General features: G+C 72.6%; 19 protein-coding genes. 15 read left to right on the top strand and 4 right to left on the bottom strand.

Annotation, left to right across the window (positions count from 1 at the left end; translation table 11 throughout):
* Positions 1–9: 9 nt before the first annotated feature.
* Complete coding sequence (locus tag ACFV9Q_RS22045; protein WP_377230630.1) at positions 10–186, bottom strand: hypothetical protein; 177 nt, start codon at positions 184–186, stop codon at positions 10–12.
* A 77-nt stretch (positions 187–263) separates the two neighbouring features.
* Between ACFV9Q_RS22045 and ACFV9Q_RS22050 the strand changes: the two genes are divergently transcribed.
* Complete coding sequence (locus tag ACFV9Q_RS22050; RefSeq protein ID WP_377236172.1) at positions 264–728, top strand: MarR family winged helix-turn-helix transcriptional regulator; 465 nt, start codon at positions 264–266, stop codon at positions 726–728.
* On the top strand, positions 725–1,117 hold the full coding sequence (locus ACFV9Q_RS22055; protein WP_377236173.1) for a VOC family protein: 393 nt from the start codon (positions 725–727) through the stop codon (positions 1,115–1,117). Before ACFV9Q_RS22050 ends, ACFV9Q_RS22055 begins: the two co-directional genes overlap by 4 nt.
* Here ACFV9Q_RS22055 and ACFV9Q_RS22060 read toward each other — a convergent pair.
* Positions 1,090–1,629, bottom strand: coding sequence for a hypothetical protein (locus ACFV9Q_RS22060; RefSeq protein ID WP_377236174.1), 540 nt, complete (start codon positions 1,627–1,629; stop codon positions 1,090–1,092). The genes ACFV9Q_RS22055 and ACFV9Q_RS22060 overlap by 28 nt on opposite strands.
* A 69-nt stretch (positions 1,630–1,698) precedes the next feature.
* Here ACFV9Q_RS22060 and ACFV9Q_RS22065 point away from each other — a divergent pair, with 69 nt between their 5' ends.
* The 6 genes from ACFV9Q_RS22065 to ACFV9Q_RS22090 all read left to right on the top strand — a co-directional run bounded on the left by ACFV9Q_RS22065 (position 1,699) and on the right by ACFV9Q_RS22090 (position 7,292).
* On the top strand, positions 1,699–2,154 hold the full coding sequence (locus ACFV9Q_RS22065) for a MarR family winged helix-turn-helix transcriptional regulator (RefSeq protein WP_377236175.1): 456 nt from the start codon (positions 1,699–1,701) through the stop codon (positions 2,152–2,154).
* 36 nt (positions 2,155–2,190) lie between these two features.
* Positions 2,191–2,778, top strand: coding sequence for an NADAR family protein (locus ACFV9Q_RS22070; RefSeq protein WP_377236176.1), 588 nt, complete (start codon positions 2,191–2,193; stop codon positions 2,776–2,778).
* A gap of 28 nt (positions 2,779–2,806) precedes the next feature.
* The gene (locus ACFV9Q_RS22075; protein ID WP_377236177.1) at positions 2,807–3,634 is read left to right on the top strand and encodes a DNA polymerase beta superfamily protein; all 828 of its coding nucleotides are present in this window, start codon (positions 2,807–2,809) and stop codon (positions 3,632–3,634) included.
* Between the two features lie 89 nt (positions 3,635–3,723).
* Positions 3,724–5,148, top strand: coding sequence for a serine hydrolase domain-containing protein (locus ACFV9Q_RS22080; RefSeq protein WP_377236178.1), 1,425 nt, complete (start codon positions 3,724–3,726; stop codon positions 5,146–5,148).
* An 84-nt stretch (positions 5,149–5,232) separates the two neighbouring features.
* The gene (locus tag ACFV9Q_RS22085; RefSeq protein ID WP_377230639.1) at positions 5,233–6,153 is read left to right on the top strand and encodes an ABC transporter ATP-binding protein; all 921 of its coding nucleotides are present in this window, start codon (positions 5,233–5,235) and stop codon (positions 6,151–6,153) included.
* Positions 6,150–7,292, top strand: a complete 1,143-nt coding sequence (locus ACFV9Q_RS22090) for an ABC transporter permease (protein ID WP_377236179.1) — start codon at positions 6,150–6,152, stop codon at positions 7,290–7,292. The genes ACFV9Q_RS22085 and ACFV9Q_RS22090 overlap by 4 nt, the downstream gene beginning before the upstream one ends.
* 3 nt (positions 7,293–7,295) lie before the next feature.
* Here the strand turns inward: ACFV9Q_RS22090 and ACFV9Q_RS22095 are convergent, their stop codons facing one another.
* A complete protein-coding gene (locus tag ACFV9Q_RS22095; protein ID WP_377230641.1) occupies positions 7,296–7,865 on the bottom strand; it encodes a DUF5063 domain-containing protein in 570 nt (189 codons plus the stop codon).
* Positions 7,866–7,877: 12 nt separating this feature from the next.
* Positions 7,878–8,483 carry a recombination mediator RecR gene (gene recR, locus ACFV9Q_RS22100; protein ID WP_377230642.1) on the bottom strand — a complete coding sequence of 202 codons (606 nt, stop codon included), beginning with the start codon at positions 8,481–8,483 and terminating at the stop codon, positions 7,878–7,880.
* Positions 8,484–8,566: 83 nt separating this feature from the next.
* Between recR and ACFV9Q_RS22105 the strand changes: the two genes are divergently transcribed.
* From ACFV9Q_RS22105 to ACFV9Q_RS22135, 7 genes are all read left to right on the top strand, one after another.
* On the top strand, positions 8,567–9,340 hold the full coding sequence (locus ACFV9Q_RS22105; RefSeq protein WP_377236180.1) for a TSUP family transporter: 774 nt from the start codon (positions 8,567–8,569) through the stop codon (positions 9,338–9,340).
* Positions 9,341–9,468: 128 nt separating this feature from the next.
* Positions 9,469–10,743, top strand: a complete 1,275-nt coding sequence (locus tag ACFV9Q_RS22110) for an aspartate kinase (RefSeq protein ID WP_377230644.1) — start codon at positions 9,469–9,471, stop codon at positions 10,741–10,743.
* 1 nt (position 10,744) lies between these two features.
* Complete coding sequence (locus ACFV9Q_RS22115; protein WP_377236181.1) at positions 10,745–11,851, top strand: aspartate-semialdehyde dehydrogenase; 1,107 nt, start codon at positions 10,745–10,747, stop codon at positions 11,849–11,851.
* A gap of 165 nt (positions 11,852–12,016) precedes the next feature.
* Positions 12,017–12,391 carry a GntR family transcriptional regulator gene (locus ACFV9Q_RS22120; protein WP_377231960.1) on the top strand — a complete coding sequence of 125 codons (375 nt, stop codon included), beginning with the start codon at positions 12,017–12,019 and terminating at the stop codon, positions 12,389–12,391.
* Positions 12,388–13,332, top strand: coding sequence for an ATP-binding cassette domain-containing protein (locus ACFV9Q_RS22125; protein WP_377236182.1), 945 nt, complete (start codon positions 12,388–12,390; stop codon positions 13,330–13,332). The genes ACFV9Q_RS22120 and ACFV9Q_RS22125 overlap by 4 nt, the downstream gene beginning before the upstream one ends.
* Positions 13,329–14,114 carry a hypothetical protein gene (locus ACFV9Q_RS22130; RefSeq protein ID WP_377236183.1) on the top strand — a complete coding sequence of 262 codons (786 nt, stop codon included), beginning with the start codon at positions 13,329–13,331 and terminating at the stop codon, positions 14,112–14,114. The genes ACFV9Q_RS22125 and ACFV9Q_RS22130 overlap by 4 nt, the downstream gene beginning before the upstream one ends.
* A gap of 11 nt (positions 14,115–14,125) precedes the next feature.
* Positions 14,126–14,932, top strand: a complete 807-nt coding sequence (locus ACFV9Q_RS22135) for a hypothetical protein (RefSeq protein ID WP_377231957.1) — start codon at positions 14,126–14,128, stop codon at positions 14,930–14,932.
* Positions 14,933–14,994 lie beyond the last annotated feature (62 nt).

Raw genomic sequence — 14,994 nt, forward strand, 5'->3', positions numbered from 1 at the left:
CCGGGGCTGTCAGTCCCCGGCGTGCTGCGCCCGGTACCGGGCCACCTTCTCGGCGCGTTCGCGCTCCAGCCTGCGCCGCGGGTCGCGGTCCTCGGACTGCTCGGCCGGTCCCGCCACGTGCAGGAGCAGCCAGTTGAGCCGCCACAGGACGCGGTAGCCCAGGGTCAGGCCGTCGCGGTTGCGCATGTTCTGCCTCCGTTTAATTGGTGTACCAATAGTTTGCACACCAACTGTTACGCTGGTCAAGATCCGAGAGGAGCCGCATGACCGTCACGTCCTATGCCGGCGTCGCGCCCGACCCCGAGGACCTGCTGGCCCTGGACCGTCAGGTGTGCTTCGCCCTGGCCGTCGCGTCGCGCAGCGTCATCGCGCTGTACCGGCCGCTGCTCGAACCGATGGGCATCACGCACCCGCAGTACCTGGTCATGCTCGCCCTGTGGGAGCAGTCGCCCCTGTCGGTCAAGCAGCTCAGCGGGCTGCTGCAGCTCGACCCGGGCACCTTGTCCCCGCTGCTCAAGCGGCTCGAGGCGATCGGCTACGTGAGCCGGCGCCGGGACCCGCGCGACGAGCGCGCCCTCGCCGTGGAGCTCACCGAGGAGGGTCGCGCGCTGCGCGAGCAGGCCCTGCGCGTGCCGCCCGCCATCATGGAGCGCCTGGGCATGTCCGCGGAGGAGCTCGGGCTGCTCCATCGCAGCCTCACCCGCGTCATCGCGGCGGCCGCCCCGTGACCCGCGGCCGCCTGCACCACGTCGAGCTCTGGGTCCCGGACCTCGCCCGCGCCGAGCGCTCCTGGGGCTGGCTCCTGACCACGCTCGGCTACACCGAGCACCAGCGCTGGTCCGCCGGGGTGAGCTGGATCCTGGACGGCACCTACGTCGTCGTCGAGCACAGCCCGGCGCAGGGTGCCGGCCCGCACGACCGCCTCGCGCCCGGTCTCAATCACCTCGCGTTCCACGGCGGCACGCGCGGCGAGGTGGACCGGCTCGTCGAGGAGGCGGCCGCGCACGGCTGGGCGCTCCTCTTCCCCGACAGGCACCCCCACGCCGGCGGCCCCGACCACTACGCGGCCTACCTGGAGAACGAGGACGGCTACGAGGTCGAGGTCGTCGCGGGCTGAGCCTGCCTGAGCGGGCGGACCGCCAGGAGGACCGTCATCCACAGCATGGTGAACGGGATCACCGTGACGTTCTTGATCGCCAGCTCCCAGGACAGCCAGGTCTCCCGGTCGATGCCGCCGACCCGCCCGGCGAGCGCGTCCGGGACGGCCTTGAAGACGAGCAGGAACGCCAGGAGCAGGCCCGTCGTCGCCAGGACCGTGGGCCAGTTCCGCGTGTTCCAGGCCGACCACCGCGCCCTGGCGTCCGACCACCCGGCGTGGGTGCCGCGGAGGAGCGTCGCGACCGCCCAGGCGATGAACGCGACGCGGGCCGCTGCCGTGAAGATCTCGCCGCCCGCGCCTCCGGCCCAGTCGACCGTGCCGCTCACCGAGAGGAAGCGCTGCGCCGAGGCCAGGGCGCCGAAGGCGAACACGACCGGGTAGTGGCGCGCGAAGAACCGCCAGGCCTCGGCCAGGATCCCGACGGCGTCGCGCCAGGCGCCCGGCCTCGTGGCCTTTGCTTCGGTGACCATCGTCAACTCCATTCGCTCCGCTAAATGATTTAGTGAACTGAATCATATGGTGGGGTGCACAATGGGCTCATGTCAACACCCACCGATCCCGGGGCCCGGCTCGGTACCGAGCTGAGCGACGCCGTCGTGATGTTCCACGAGGCGCTCGGCGCCCTCATGGGCCTCTCTGCCGCCGACAACAAGGCGCTGGGCGTCATCCGGCGTGAGGGGCCGATGTCGGCGCGGGAGATCGCCGACCGGACCGGGCTCACGGCCGGGGCGGTCACCGGGCTCGTGGACCGCCTGGAGAACGCCGGCTACGCCCGGCGCACCCGGCACGGGACGGACCGGCGCCGGCTCGTGATCGAGGCCACCGCACCGGCGTCGCCGCGGGTGAACGCGGCTGTGGCCGAGATGGCGCAGGCCATGGGCCGCGTGACCGAGCAGTTCTCCGCCGACGAGCTGCTGGTCGTGGCGCGGTGGGTGGAGCTCACCACCGCGACCATGCGGGAACAGGCGGTCAGGGTCGCGGCGCGGACGGTGTAGCGGGGCGTGTCAGTGGCTCCTGGCACACTTCCCGGCATGCCTGACCCCACCACGCTCCGACCTGCCTCCGCCCGCACCGTCGACGAGCTCCGCATGCTCGTCGAGGCCGGGGCCACACCGAAGTACCTGCACTTCTGGGGGCACCAGCCGGAGCCGGGCGGGACCGCAGGGAAGGGCAGCCTGAGCCAGTGGTTCGAGGCGGAGTTCGAGGTGGACGGCGTCCGGTACCGCACGGCCGAGCACTGGATGATGGCGCAGAAGGCGCGCCTGTTCGACGACCCCGAGGCGGAGCGCGCTGCGGTCGACGCGTCCAACCCCGCGCTCGCGAAGGCCGCCGGGCGCACGGTCCGCGACTTCGACGACGCGGTGTGGGTGCGAGAGCGCTTCGAGATCGTGGTGCGCGGCAACGAGCACAAGTTCGCCGCCCATCCGGGCCTGCGCGAGTACCTGGTGGGTACCGGGTCCCGGGTGCTCGTGGAGGCCAGCCCGCGCGACCGCGTCTGGGGCATCGGGATGGGCGCCCACCACGAGGACGCCGAGAACCCGGCGGGCTGGCGGGGCCTCAACCTGCTGGGCTTCGCCCTGATGGAGGCCCGGGAACGGCTGCGAAAAGACCACGACTGAGGCTGCGTCCGGCGGCTACGGTCCGGGCATGCGGAGCATCCCCGACTCGATGGACCCGTACGTCGTCCGGGCCGTCGACGCACGCCTGGACCACGTCGAGCAGCAGTACGGCGTCCGCGTCCTGTGGGCGATCGAGAGCGGCAGCCGGGCCTGGGGCTTCCCGTCCCCGGACTCGGACTACGACTGCCGGTTCCTGTACGTGCGCCGCGCCCACGACTACCTGGGTCTGCGCGCACGCCGGGACGTGATCGAGACGCCGCTGGACAAGATCTTCGACGTCAACGGCTGGGACGTGCGCAAGGCGCTCGGGCTGATGGTCAAGGGCAACGCGACGGTCGGGGAGTGGCTGCGCTCGCCGATCGTGTACCGCGGTGACGCCGCCGTCCGCGACGAGCTGCTGGCCCTGTCGGACGACGTCACGGACCGGCGCGCCCTGAGGAACCACTACCTGCACGTCGGCAGGAACAGCCTGGGCCTGTACGCGTCGACCGGCGCTGCCAAGAAGTTCCTCTACGCCCTGCGGCCGGCGGTCGCGCTGCGCTGGATGCGCGTGCGGGAGGGCGCGGCGACGCCGCCGATGGACCTGCCGGCGCTCGTCGCGGGCTCCGCCGTGCCCGCCGACGTCCGGGCGGCCGTCGACGAGCTGGTCCGCCACAAGTCGGCCACGCGGGAGATGGGCGCGATCGCGGTGCCGGACGTGCTGCCGGAGTTCGTCGAGGCGGAGCTGCGGCTGGCAGAGGCGACGCTGGCGGACACCGCACCGTCCCGCGCGGACGGAGCCCGCGACCGCGCCTGGTCCCTCGCGGACGACGTGTTCCGGCGGCTGATCGGCGGCGTTCCCCAGCCCGTCGGCTGACCGCCGTATCGCATGCCGGGCCGGGGCTTCCGGCGTCGTGCCCGGTCCGCGACAATGGCGCGTCGCCGAGCGAGAGGACGTGCTCCAGCATGTCGCGGATCCTGCCCCGGTCCACCCCCGAGGCCGAGGGGCTCGACCCCGCGGCGCTGCGCCGTCTGGTCGACCGCCTGGACGCCCTGGAGGACGTGCACAGCGTGATGGTGCTGCGGCACGGCAGCGTGGTCGGCGAGGCCTGGTGGCACCCGCACACGGCCGACCGCCCGCACGTCATGTTCTCGGTGAGCAAGAGCTTCACGTCCACGGCGGTCGGCATCGCGGTCCACGAGGGGCTCCTGACCCTGGACGACCGGGTCGTCGACCTCCTGCCGGACGACGCCCCCGCCGACCCGGGCGAGCACCTGCGCGCCCTGCGCGTGCGCGACCTGCTGACCATGACGACGGGCCACAGCGCCTCGACGATGGAGGGCATCGACCGCACCATCTCGCTGCCCGGCGCGGGCTGGGCGCGCGCGATCCTGGCGCAGCCCGTGGAGCACGAGCCGGGCACGCACTTCGTCTACAACACGGGCGCGACCTACCTGCTGTCGGCGATCCTGCACCGGCTCACCGGCGAGCGGCTGCTCGACTACCTGACGCCGCGCCTGCTGGAGCCGCTCGGCATCACGCACGCCACGTGGGAGCAGGACCCCGACGGCATCGACGTGGGCGGCTTCGGGCTGTCCGTCACCACCGAGGAGATGGCGGCGTTCGGGCAGCTCTGCCTGCAGGGCGGCGTCTGGCAGGGGCGGCAGCTCGTGCCCGCGGAGTGGGTGGCGGCGGCGACCTCCGCGCAGGTCCCGAACGGCCCGCACGGCTGGCCCGACTGGAACCAGGGGTACGGCTACCAGTTCTGGCAGTGCCGCCACGGCGCCTACCGGGCCGACGGCGCGTTCGGGCAGTACGTCGTCGTCTGGCCGGAGAAGGACCTGGTCATCACCATGACCTCGGGCCTCTCCGACCTGCAGTCCGTGCTGGACGTGGTCTGGGACACCCTGCTGCCCGACGCCGCCTGGGTCGCCCCGGCCGCGACGCCGGACGCGGAGGCAGCCCCGTTCGAGCAGGCTCTGCCGACGCCGGCCGGCGCGGCGTCGTCCCCGCTCGCGGAGAGCGGCGCCACCTACGCGCTGGAGCCGAACGAGCGGGACATCACCGCGCTCGCCGTGCGCCGCGCCGCGGACGACCGGACCGAGATCACGTTCACCGTCGGCGGGCTGGACCACGCCGTGTCGTTCGGGCACGAAGCCTGGGTATCGGGGAGCGGCTCGCTCCTGGGCACCCCGGCCGACGTCGCGACCGCGGCCGCCTGGGCCGACGAGTCGACGCTGCGCGGCCGGATGGTCTTCCTCGGCACCCCGTTCGAGTGGCGCCTGGAGCTGCGGTTCTCCGGCGACGACGTGGTGGTGACGATCGACCAGAACGTGGCCTTCGGCGAGCGTGGGCTGCTGGCCGTGAAGGGCACGGCGCGCCGCGTCTGACCTGCGACGTCATCCCCTGGTCGTACGCCCGGTTCATCCCGGGGGTCGACGGCCGGTGTGGGCGACTCACGCTACTGTCCCCGCATGACACCAGACGGTGGTATCCGCGCGCAGGGCGTGCGGCGTTCGTTCGGGCCGGTCCACGCCGTGGCCGACGTCGACCTGGTCGCCGCACCGGGCCGCGTCACGGCGCTCATCGGTCCCAACGGGTCGGGCAAGACGACCCTCCTGCTGATGCTCGCGGGGCTGCTGACGCCCGACGCGGGCACGATCAGCATCGCCGGGGCGGACCCGGTGACCCAGAACTACGCCGCGCGCTCGCGCACCGGCTGGATGCCCGACGTGTTCGGCACGTGGGACTCGCTGACCGCGCGCGAGGTGCTGACGACGGTCGCGGCGGCGTACCGGATGGACGCAGCGGCCGGCCAGGCCCGCGCCGGCGAGCTGCTGGAGCTGGTGCACCTGTCGGAGCTCGCCGACCAGCCCGCGCACGTCCTGTCCCGCGGCCAGAAGCAGCGCCTCGGCCTGGCCCGTGCCCTGGTGCACGACCCCGCCGTCCTGCTGCTGGACGAGCCCGCCTCCGGGCTGGACCCGCGCTCCCGCGTGGACCTGCGTGTGCTCGTGCGCCGGCTGGCGGCCGAGGGCAAGACGGTGCTGGTCTCCTCGCACGTGCTCACCGAGCTCGACGAGATGGCCGACGACGCCGTGTTCATCTCGCGCGGGCGCACGGTCGCCACGCAGTCGGTGGCCGACGGCGACCGGCCGCGCGAGTGGCGCCTGACCGCGCTGGACCCGGAGGCGCTCACGGCCTGGCTGGACCAGGACGGCCCGGCCTACCGCCGGGAGCCCGACGGCCCCGCCGTGCTCGTCGAGCTGGCGGGCGACGCCGCGGCCGCGGCGCTGCTGCGGTCCGCGGTCGAGGCCGGCGTCGACGTGTCGAGCCTCGCCCCCGCGGGCGGCGTGCTGGAGCAGGCCTACCTGGCCCTTGAGGAGGAGCGGCGATGAGCGTTGACGTGGAAGTGACCGAGCCGGCGTCGGCCCACGGCGGCGAGCCCGCCGGGCGCGGCACCTGGTCCCTGTCCTGGCACGGCCTGCGCACCGTCACGGTGCTGGAGCTGCGCCAGCGCGTGCGCTCCACGCGGTGGAAGACCGCGCTGATCGTGTGGTTCGTCGTGGTCGGCGTGATCACGATGCTGACCACCGGCGCGTTCGCCATCATCTCGGGCGAGAGCACCGACGAGACGTTCGGCGGGATGGTCTACAGCATCGTCGTCGGCTTCGTCCTGTTCCTCGGCCTGCTGGTGGCGCCGACCCTGTCGTCGGGCGCGATCAACGGTGACCGGAACGCGGGAACGCTCGCGACCCTGCAGGTCACGCTGCTGACGCCCGCGGAGATCGTGCTCGGCAAGCTCGCCGCTGCCTGGATCGCGGCGCTCGCCTTCCTGGTGGCGAGCATCCCGTTCCTGGTGTGGGCGCTGGTCGGCGGCGGCGTGTCCTGGCTCGCGCTGCTCACCACGGTGCTCATGCTGGCGCTCGTGCTCGGTGTCGTGTGCGCCATCGGGCTGGGCTTCTCGGCCGTGGTCTCCAAGACGTCGGGGTCGGCCGTGCTCACCTACCTCACGGTGGGCGGCATCACCGCGGTGCTGCCCATCATGTTCGGCCTGCTCGTCCCCGCGACGACCACCACCGAGAACGTGCGGGTGTGGGGCGTCGAGGCCGGGTACACCTGGGAGGAGACCACCGCGCCCGAGTGCGAGTGGCAGACCCAGGAGGTCGACGTGTGGCACAGCGAGCGCACGTGGTGGCTGCTGGCCCCCAACCCGTTCGTGGTGGTCGCGGACGCGCAGCCGCTCGGCGACCCGGAGGCGCTCTCCGAGGACGGCAACGTGCTCGCGCTGCTGCAGTACGGCGTCCGGTACGCCCGGACGGGCGACACCGGGCCGCAGGACTGGTGCTCCGGGGTCTACATGGACGGCGGCCCGCAGGCCGAGTCGCCCGTGGAGCCCGTCAAGGTCACGGACCAGCTCGTCTGGCCGTGGGGGCTCGGGTTCGACCTGCTGCTCGGCGCGGCCGGCGTGATCGTGGCGGTCAACCGCCTGCGGGTCCCGACGGCGCAGCTCCCGCAGGGCACCCGCGTCGCCTGACCGTCAGGAGTGGAGGGCGTCGTACTCCGCCTCGGCGGCGACGTCGTCCTCCACGTCCAGGCGCAGGTGCGCCAGCAGCACCTGGAGCACGCGCAGCGCGGAGGCCGCGCGCTCGCCCCACAGCGAGAAGTACGAGAACTGCCACCACCACAGGGCCTCGAGCTCGTGGCCGCTGTCGAAGTGCTGGAGCCCCTTGGCCAGGGCCTCGGCGACGCACGCGAGGTCGCCCGACAGCGACGCCGACCCGACGTCCTCGCCGAGCACGGGGTCCACCACCTCGGTGTAGTCGTCGAACCCGTCGAACATCTTGGACAGGGCCTCGCGCAGCGGGTCGAGGTCGGTGTCGGGGCCGGCGTCGGGCTCGTAGCGCTCCTTGGGCACCACGTCCACGATCGCGGCGAGCCGCGCGCCTGCGGCCAGCAGGTCGGACGTCGCCAGCACGAGCAGCGAGAGCTCCGCCCCGGGCATCGCGCCGGAGGCGACCTGGGTCACCGTCGACAGGAACGTCCGTGCCTGTACGGACACCTGGTCTGCGACCTCTCGGAGGTCCGACCCGGGCGTGATCTCGCTCATCGTGATCCCCACCTACTTGTCGTTGCCGATGACACGGCGGCCTTCGAACGCACGACCGAGCGTCACCTCGTCCGCGTACTCCAAGTCTCCACCCACGGGCAGACCCGAGGCCAGCCGCGAGACAGTGATTCCCATGTGGGCCATCAGTCGGGAAAGATAGGTCGCCGTGGCCTCTCCCTCGACGTTGGGGTCGGTGGCGAGGATGACCTCCTGCACCGTCCCGTCCGCGAGGCGGGCCAGCAGCTCGCTGATCCGCAGGTCGTCCGGGCCCACGTTCTCGATGGGATTGATGGCCCCGCCGAGCACGTGGTAGCGCCCGCGGAACTCCCGGGTGCGCTCGATGGCGACGACGTCCTTGGGCTCCTCCACGACGCAGATCACGTCGTCGCTGCGCCGCGGGTCGAGGCAGATGCGGCACCGCTCGGCCTCGGCCACGTTGCCGCACAACTCGCAGAACCGCACGCGCAGCTTCACCTCGGTGAGGGCGTCGACCAGCCGCTTGACCTCGTGGTTGTCCGTGGCCAGCAGGTGGAACGCGATGCGCTGCGCGCTCTTGGGCCCGACGCCGGGAAGCCGGCCGAGCTCGTCGATCAGGTCTTGGACCGCGCCTTCGTACACAAGAGGTCAGCCTACGGGGCGGCACCGACATGCGAGCGCGAGACGAGGCCGGGTGAAGCGCGAGGTTCACGCACAATGCACGGGTGCCCGAACTAGATCTGACGACCATCGCCCTCCTCCTGCTCGCCGGCCTCGCCGCCGGGTGGGTCGACGCCGTGGTCGGCGGGGGCGGGCTGATCCAGCTCCCCGCGCTGCTGCTCGTCCCCGGGATCAGCCCCGTGCAGGCCCTGGCGACCAACAAGCTCGCCAGCATCATGGGCACCTCCACCAGCGCCCTCACCTACTACCGGCGCGTCCAGCCCGACCTGCGCACCGCGGGGCCGATGGCGCTCGCGGCCCTGGTGGGCGCGTTCGGCGGCGCGGTCGGGGCGTCGCACATCCCCGCCCAGCTCTTCAAGCCGATCATCCTCGTGGTGCTCGTCGGCGTGCTGGCCTGGACCCTGCTCAAGCCGAACGTCGGGCAGCACGACGACCTGAAGTGGGTCGGCAACGGGCACCGGCGCATCGCGGCCCTGATCGGCCTGCTGATCGGCGCGTACGACGGGCTGCTCGGCCCCGGCACCGGCACGTTCCTGGTGATCAGCCTGGTGAGCTTCCTCGGGTACTCGTTCCTCCCGGCGTCGGCCATCGCCAAGATCGTGAACTTCGCGACCAACCTGGGTGCGCTGCTCTTCTTCGTCCCGAGCGGCGCCGTGATCTGGGCCCTCGGCCTGGGGATGGGCGTGGCCAACATCATCGGCGCCTACGTCGGCGCCCGGATGGCGGTGGCGAAGGGCTCGAAGTTCGTCCGCGTGATCTTCGTCGTGGTGGTGGGGGCTCTGATCGCCCGCCTCGCCTGGGACGTCTTCGCAGGCTAGGACGGCGCCGTCCCGCACGGTGAACCGGCACGGCGTCCGAGATGCCCGCCGTCGTACCATCGATCCGCAAACCCAACCACCCGGCGGGCCGTTGAGACAGACGGAGGCCGGCAACGGAAGGCAGGCGCATGGCACTTGTCGTGCAGAAGTACGGCGGATCCTCGGTCGGGGACGCGCGCAGCGTGAAGCGCGTCGCGAAGCGGATCGCCGAGGCGAAGCGAGCGGGCAACGACGTGGTCGTGGTGGTGAGCGCCATGGGCGACACCACCGACGAGCTCCTCGACCTCGCCCAGCAGATCACCCCGCTCCCGCCCCAGCGCGAGCTCGACATCCTCCTCACCGCGGGCGAGCGCATCTCCATGTCGCTGCTCGCGATGGCGATCACCAACCTGGGCGTGAAGGCCAAGTCCTACACGGGCCAGCAGGCCGGCGTCATCACGGACGCCGTGCACGGGCGGGCGCGGATCGTCGACGTCGTGCCGCACCGCATCCGCGAGACCCTGAACCGGGGCCAGGTCGCGATCGTGGCCGGCTTCCAGGGCGTCACGCAGGCGACGAACGACGTCACCACCCTCGGCCGCGGCGGCTCCGACACCACCGCGGTGGCGCTCGCCGCCGGCCTGAACGCCGACGTCTGCGAGATCTACACCGACGTGGACGGCGTGTTCACGGCCGACCCGCGCATCGTCCCCGCCGCCCGGAAGATCGACCAGGTCTCCTACGAGGAGATGCTGGAGCTCGCAGCCTGCGGCGCCAAGGTGCTGGCGCTGCGCAGCGTGGAGTACGCGCGTCGCTACGGCGTGCCGGTGCACGTGCGCAGCTCGTTCAGCGCCCACGACGGCACGCGCGTGGTCGCGGCCGAGAAGTCGAAGGAGAACGCCATGGAAGCCCCGATCATCTCCGGTGTCGCGCACGACCGCTCCGAGTCCAAGATCACCGTGATCGGTGTGCCGGACGTGCCCGGCATGGCCGCCCGCATCTTCGAGGTGGTCGCCGGCGCCGGCGCCAACATCGACATGATCGTGCAGAACGTGTCGGCCGCGGCCACGGGCCTGACCGACATCTCGTTCACGCTGCCCGACGGCGACGGCCCCGCCACCATGGCCGCGCTGACCGCCGTGCAGGGCGAGCTGGCCTTCGACTCGCTGCAGTTCGACGACCAGATCGGCAAGCTGTCGCTCGTGGGCGCCGGCATGAAGTCGCACCCGGGCGTCTCGGCGCGGCTGTTCGGCGCGCTGCGCGACGCGGGCATCAACATCGAGATGATCTCCACCTCGGAGATCCGGATCTCCGTGGTGACCCGCGCGGACTCGCTGGACGACGCGGTGCGCGCTGTGCACACCGCGTTCGAGCTCGACGCGTCCGACGGCGAGGCCGTCGTCTACGCGGGAACGGGGCGCTGACATGGTTGCCATCTCCGATCAGGGCGTCAACGTCGCTGTCGTCGGCGCCACCGGCCAGGTGGGCGCCGTCATGCGCCGCCTGCTGGAGGAGCGGGAGTTCCCCGTGGCGGCGATCCGGTTCTTCGCCTCGGCCCGCTCGGCGGGCACCACCCTCCCGTTCGCGGGCGTGGACGTGCCCGTCGAGGACGTCGCCGCGACGTCGACCGAGGATCTCGCCGACATCGACATCGCGCTCTTCTCCGCCGGCGGCGGGACGTCGCGCGAGCACGCGCCGCGGTTCGCGGACGCGGGCGCGCTGGTGGTCGACAACTCGTCGGCCTGGCGGCGCGACCCCGAGGTGCCGCTGGTGGTCTCCGAGGTGAACCCCGACGCGATCGGGGACGCCGTCAAGGGCATCGTGGCCAATCCGAACTGCACCACGATGGCCGCGATGCCGGTGCTCTCGCCCCTGGCGCAGGCGGCCGGGCTGGAGCGGCTGCGCGTCGCGACGTACCAGGCCGTGTCCGGCTCCGGGCTGGCCGGCGTGGCCGAGCTCGCCGGGCAGGTGCGGGCCGCCGTCGGGCAGGAGATCGAGGGGCTGGTGCACGACGGCGGGTCCGTCGACCTGCCCGACCCCACGATCTACGCGGCGCCGATCGCGTTCAACGTGCTGCCGCTGGCCGGCAACCTGGTCGACGGCGGCTCGGGCGAGACCGACGAGGAGCAGAAGCTCCGCAACGAGTCCCGCAAGATCCTGGGCCTGCCCGACCTGGCCGTCGCCGGCACCTGCGTGCGCGTGCCCGTGTTCACGGGGCACTCGCTGTCGGTCCACGCCGAGTTCGCCCGGCCCATCACCCCGGACGAGGCCCGCAAGCTGCTGGCCGACGCCCCGGGCGTCCAGCTCGCCGACGTCCCGACGCCGCTCGCGGCGGCCGGCGTCGACCCGTCCCTGGTGGGCCGGATCCGGCAGGACCAGTCCGTGCCGGACGGCCGCGGCCTCGTCCTGTTCGTCAGCAACGACAACCTCCGCAAGGGGGCGGCCCTGAACACCATCCAGATCGCGGAGCTCATCGCGAACGACCTGGCGGAGCTCGCGGTGCTCGATGCCGCGGAGGCGGCCGACACGTAGAGCCCGCCGCAGCGCCGCCGAGGGGCGGGACGGACTACTTGTCCGTCCCGCCCCTCTCTGTCTTCGTACGAATCTTCTTCGCACGAGTTTCCCCGAGATGCTTGCGCCGACTCCTGCATCTATGGTTCATTAGTCAAGTAATGAACCAACGGAGGGGGTGAGCCGGTGTTCGACGGGCCCGAGCCGATCTACATCCAGATCGCGCAGATGATCCGCGCGCAGGTACTCGCCGGTGAGCTGAAGGAGGAGGAACAGGTCATGTCCACCACACAGTTCGCGACGACGTTCCGCATCAACCCGGCCACCGCCCAGAAGGCGTTCGCCGGTCTGGTCGAGGAGGGCGTGCTCTACAAGCGCCGTGGCCTCGGAATGTTCGTCGCGCCCCAGGCCAGGGAGCGCCTGCTCGCGGACCATCGCAAGCGCTACTTCGAGGAGGTCCTGGCCCCTGCGCTCCAGCAGGCGGACATCCTCGGCATCCCGACCGAAGACGTCGTCGCCTACGTCCTGGGCGCCGGCAAGCGACAGACGGAGGAGTCATGACGACCACCGCACCGTTCGGTGCCCGCCTGGACGACGTCGTCGTCCACTTCGGCAGGAGCCACCGGGTGCTGCAGAACGGCACCCTGATCCGGGACGAGGCCAGCACGGCGCTCGACGGCGCCACGCTCGCGATCCGCCCCGGGGTCATCACCGGCGTGCTCGGCCGCAACGGCGCCGGCAAGACGACGATGCTCTCGCTGCTGGCGGCGTTCACCCGCCCCACCAGCGGCACCGTCCGCGTCGGGCCGGAGGGCGAGGAGGAGGACCCGTGGGAGAACCCGTGGATCACCTCCGGCACGCAGCTCGTCCGCGAGAGCGGCGACCTGATGACCGACGAGAAGGTCTCCACCTCGCTCAAGTACTACGCCGACATGCGGCCGGACTGGAGCGCGGAGACGGCGGAACGCCTCCTCGACCTGTTCGAGGTAGACGTCCGCAAGCACCCGTCGGCCCTGTCGCGCGGCAAGCGCTCGGCGGTCGGCGCCACGATCGGCCTGGCCACGCGCGCGCCGCTGACCATCTTCGACGAGGTGTACCTCGGCATGGACGCGCCCACGCGGTACGCGTTCTACGACGAGCTCCTCGCCGACTACGCCGAGCACCCGCGCACGATCCTCCTGTCCAGCCACCTGGTCGAGGAGGTCGAGCGGCTGTTCGAGGACGTCGTGGTCATCGACCGGGGCCGGGTGCTACTGGCCGAGCCCGCCGACCAGATGCGGGCGCGCGGGTTCAGCCTCACGGGCTCCAAGGACGCCGTCGAGCGGGTCGCGGGGGAGCGCCGGGTGCTGCACCGTCAGCAGCTCGGCGCGACCGTGCAGGTCACGCTGGAGGGCGCGCTGGACGACGACGAGCTGGCCGCCGCCCGCGGTGCGGGCGTCGAGGTCGGTTCCGTCCCGGTGCAGGACCTCTTCGTCCGCCTGACCGGCCCGGGGCGATCATGAGCGCCACCACGTCGGCCGTGACGAGCCCCGGGCGGGACACGCTGGTCCGCGAGGCCGAGCGGCGCGGCGCCCGCCGCGCGGCCGGCATGACCCTGCGCGTCGTCAGCACGATCGGCGGGTGGTACTGGGCGATCTTCGCCGTCGTGGCCCTCGCGGTCATCCTGGGTAACGCCCGGTACGGCGGGGACCTGGACCAGGGCATCGTCGACGCCCAGATGGGCGGCTCGTCCCGCTGGTTCGTGCTGGTGCTCGGCATCATCGTCCCCGCCGCGTACCTCCGGCTGCACGTCGCCGCCGGCGGCACGCGCAGGTCCATGACGACCGGGACCCTCCAGGGCGCCCTCGTCAGCGGGCTGCTGATCGGGGCGGTGACCGCGCTCTACCTGGTCGCCGAGCGCGCGCTGTTCGCCGCACTGGACCTGACCTGGGCACGTGAGTTCGGGCTGCCGGTCGACGGCTACGGGGGCATCGCCCTGACGTTCGTCGCCGAGTCGCTCGTCGCGGCCACGTACTACCTGGTGGGCGCCGCGATCTCGGCCGGCTACTACCGCCTCGGCGGGGTGCGGGGCTCGCTCTACGTCCTCGCCGCGCTCGTCCCGGCGGCGCTCGTCGACCTGGCCACGCACACGGGCGTCACCGCCCTGATCGCGGGCCCGCAGAACCTGCCCGACGGCGGGGCCGGCGTGCTGCTCGGCCTGGCGGGCGGCGCGGTCGCCGTCGCGCTGGCGGCCTGGCTGTTCGGCACGCCGCTGCGCTCCGTCCCGCTGCGACCTTCCGTCTGAGGGGCACGACCATGACAACACCGACCATCGAGGAGAGCACGATGAGCCGCAACGAGCTGACCCGGGCCGGGCACCTGCGCGGCGTCGCGGCCGTGGCCCGGCGGCTCCGCGGATCCGGCGTCACCGTCGGGATCTGGTTCTGGGGCGTCTACGCGCTCTACGCCGTCGGGCTCACCGTCGGCAACGCCCTGGCCGGCAACGACCTGGAGATCAGCGCGCTCGACGTGACCCTCGGCGCCGCCCGCTGGCCGATGATCGCGCTCGGCGTCCTCGCGTCCTCCGGCATCCTCACGCTGCACGTGGCCGCCGGCGGCAGCCGCCGGTCCCTGGCCGAGGGCGTGGTGCGCGGCGCCGTCGTCGTCGGCGCGGGCTTCGGCGTCGTGACCACCCTCGCCCTGCTGGGCGAGCGCCTGCTCAGCACGTCGCTCGGGATGACCTGGCGCCGGCTCGGGGCACTGCCCTTCGACTCGCCCCTCACGGTGCTCGGCAGCACGGTCGCCGAGGCCCTCGTGCTCACCACCTACATCCTCGTCGGCGCGTGCATCGGCCTCGGCTTCACGCACACCGGCGCCTGGGGGACGCTCCTGATCGTCCCGCTGGCCCTGCCCGCCGTGCTCGCCGACCTCGCGACCCGCAGCGGCGTGATCGGCACGATCGCCAACATCCAGTTCGTGCCCGACATCGAGCACGCGGAGGTGCCCCCGTCCGAGGGCCTCGCGACGCTGCTGATCGGACTCGGCGGGGCGGCGCTCGCCGCCGTCATCGCCGCCGTCGTGCTCCGCGCCCTGTTGCGCACGGCGCCCGTGCGCGCCGCCTGAACCGACCCGATCCGAACCCGCCCGACCCGACCGGACCCGACCCGACCCGACCCAGAAAGAGT

It is taken from the genome of Promicromonospora sp. NPDC059942 (assembly GCF_042731755.1).
Classification (GTDB): Bacteria; Actinomycetota; Actinomycetes; order Actinomycetales; family Cellulomonadaceae; genus Promicromonospora.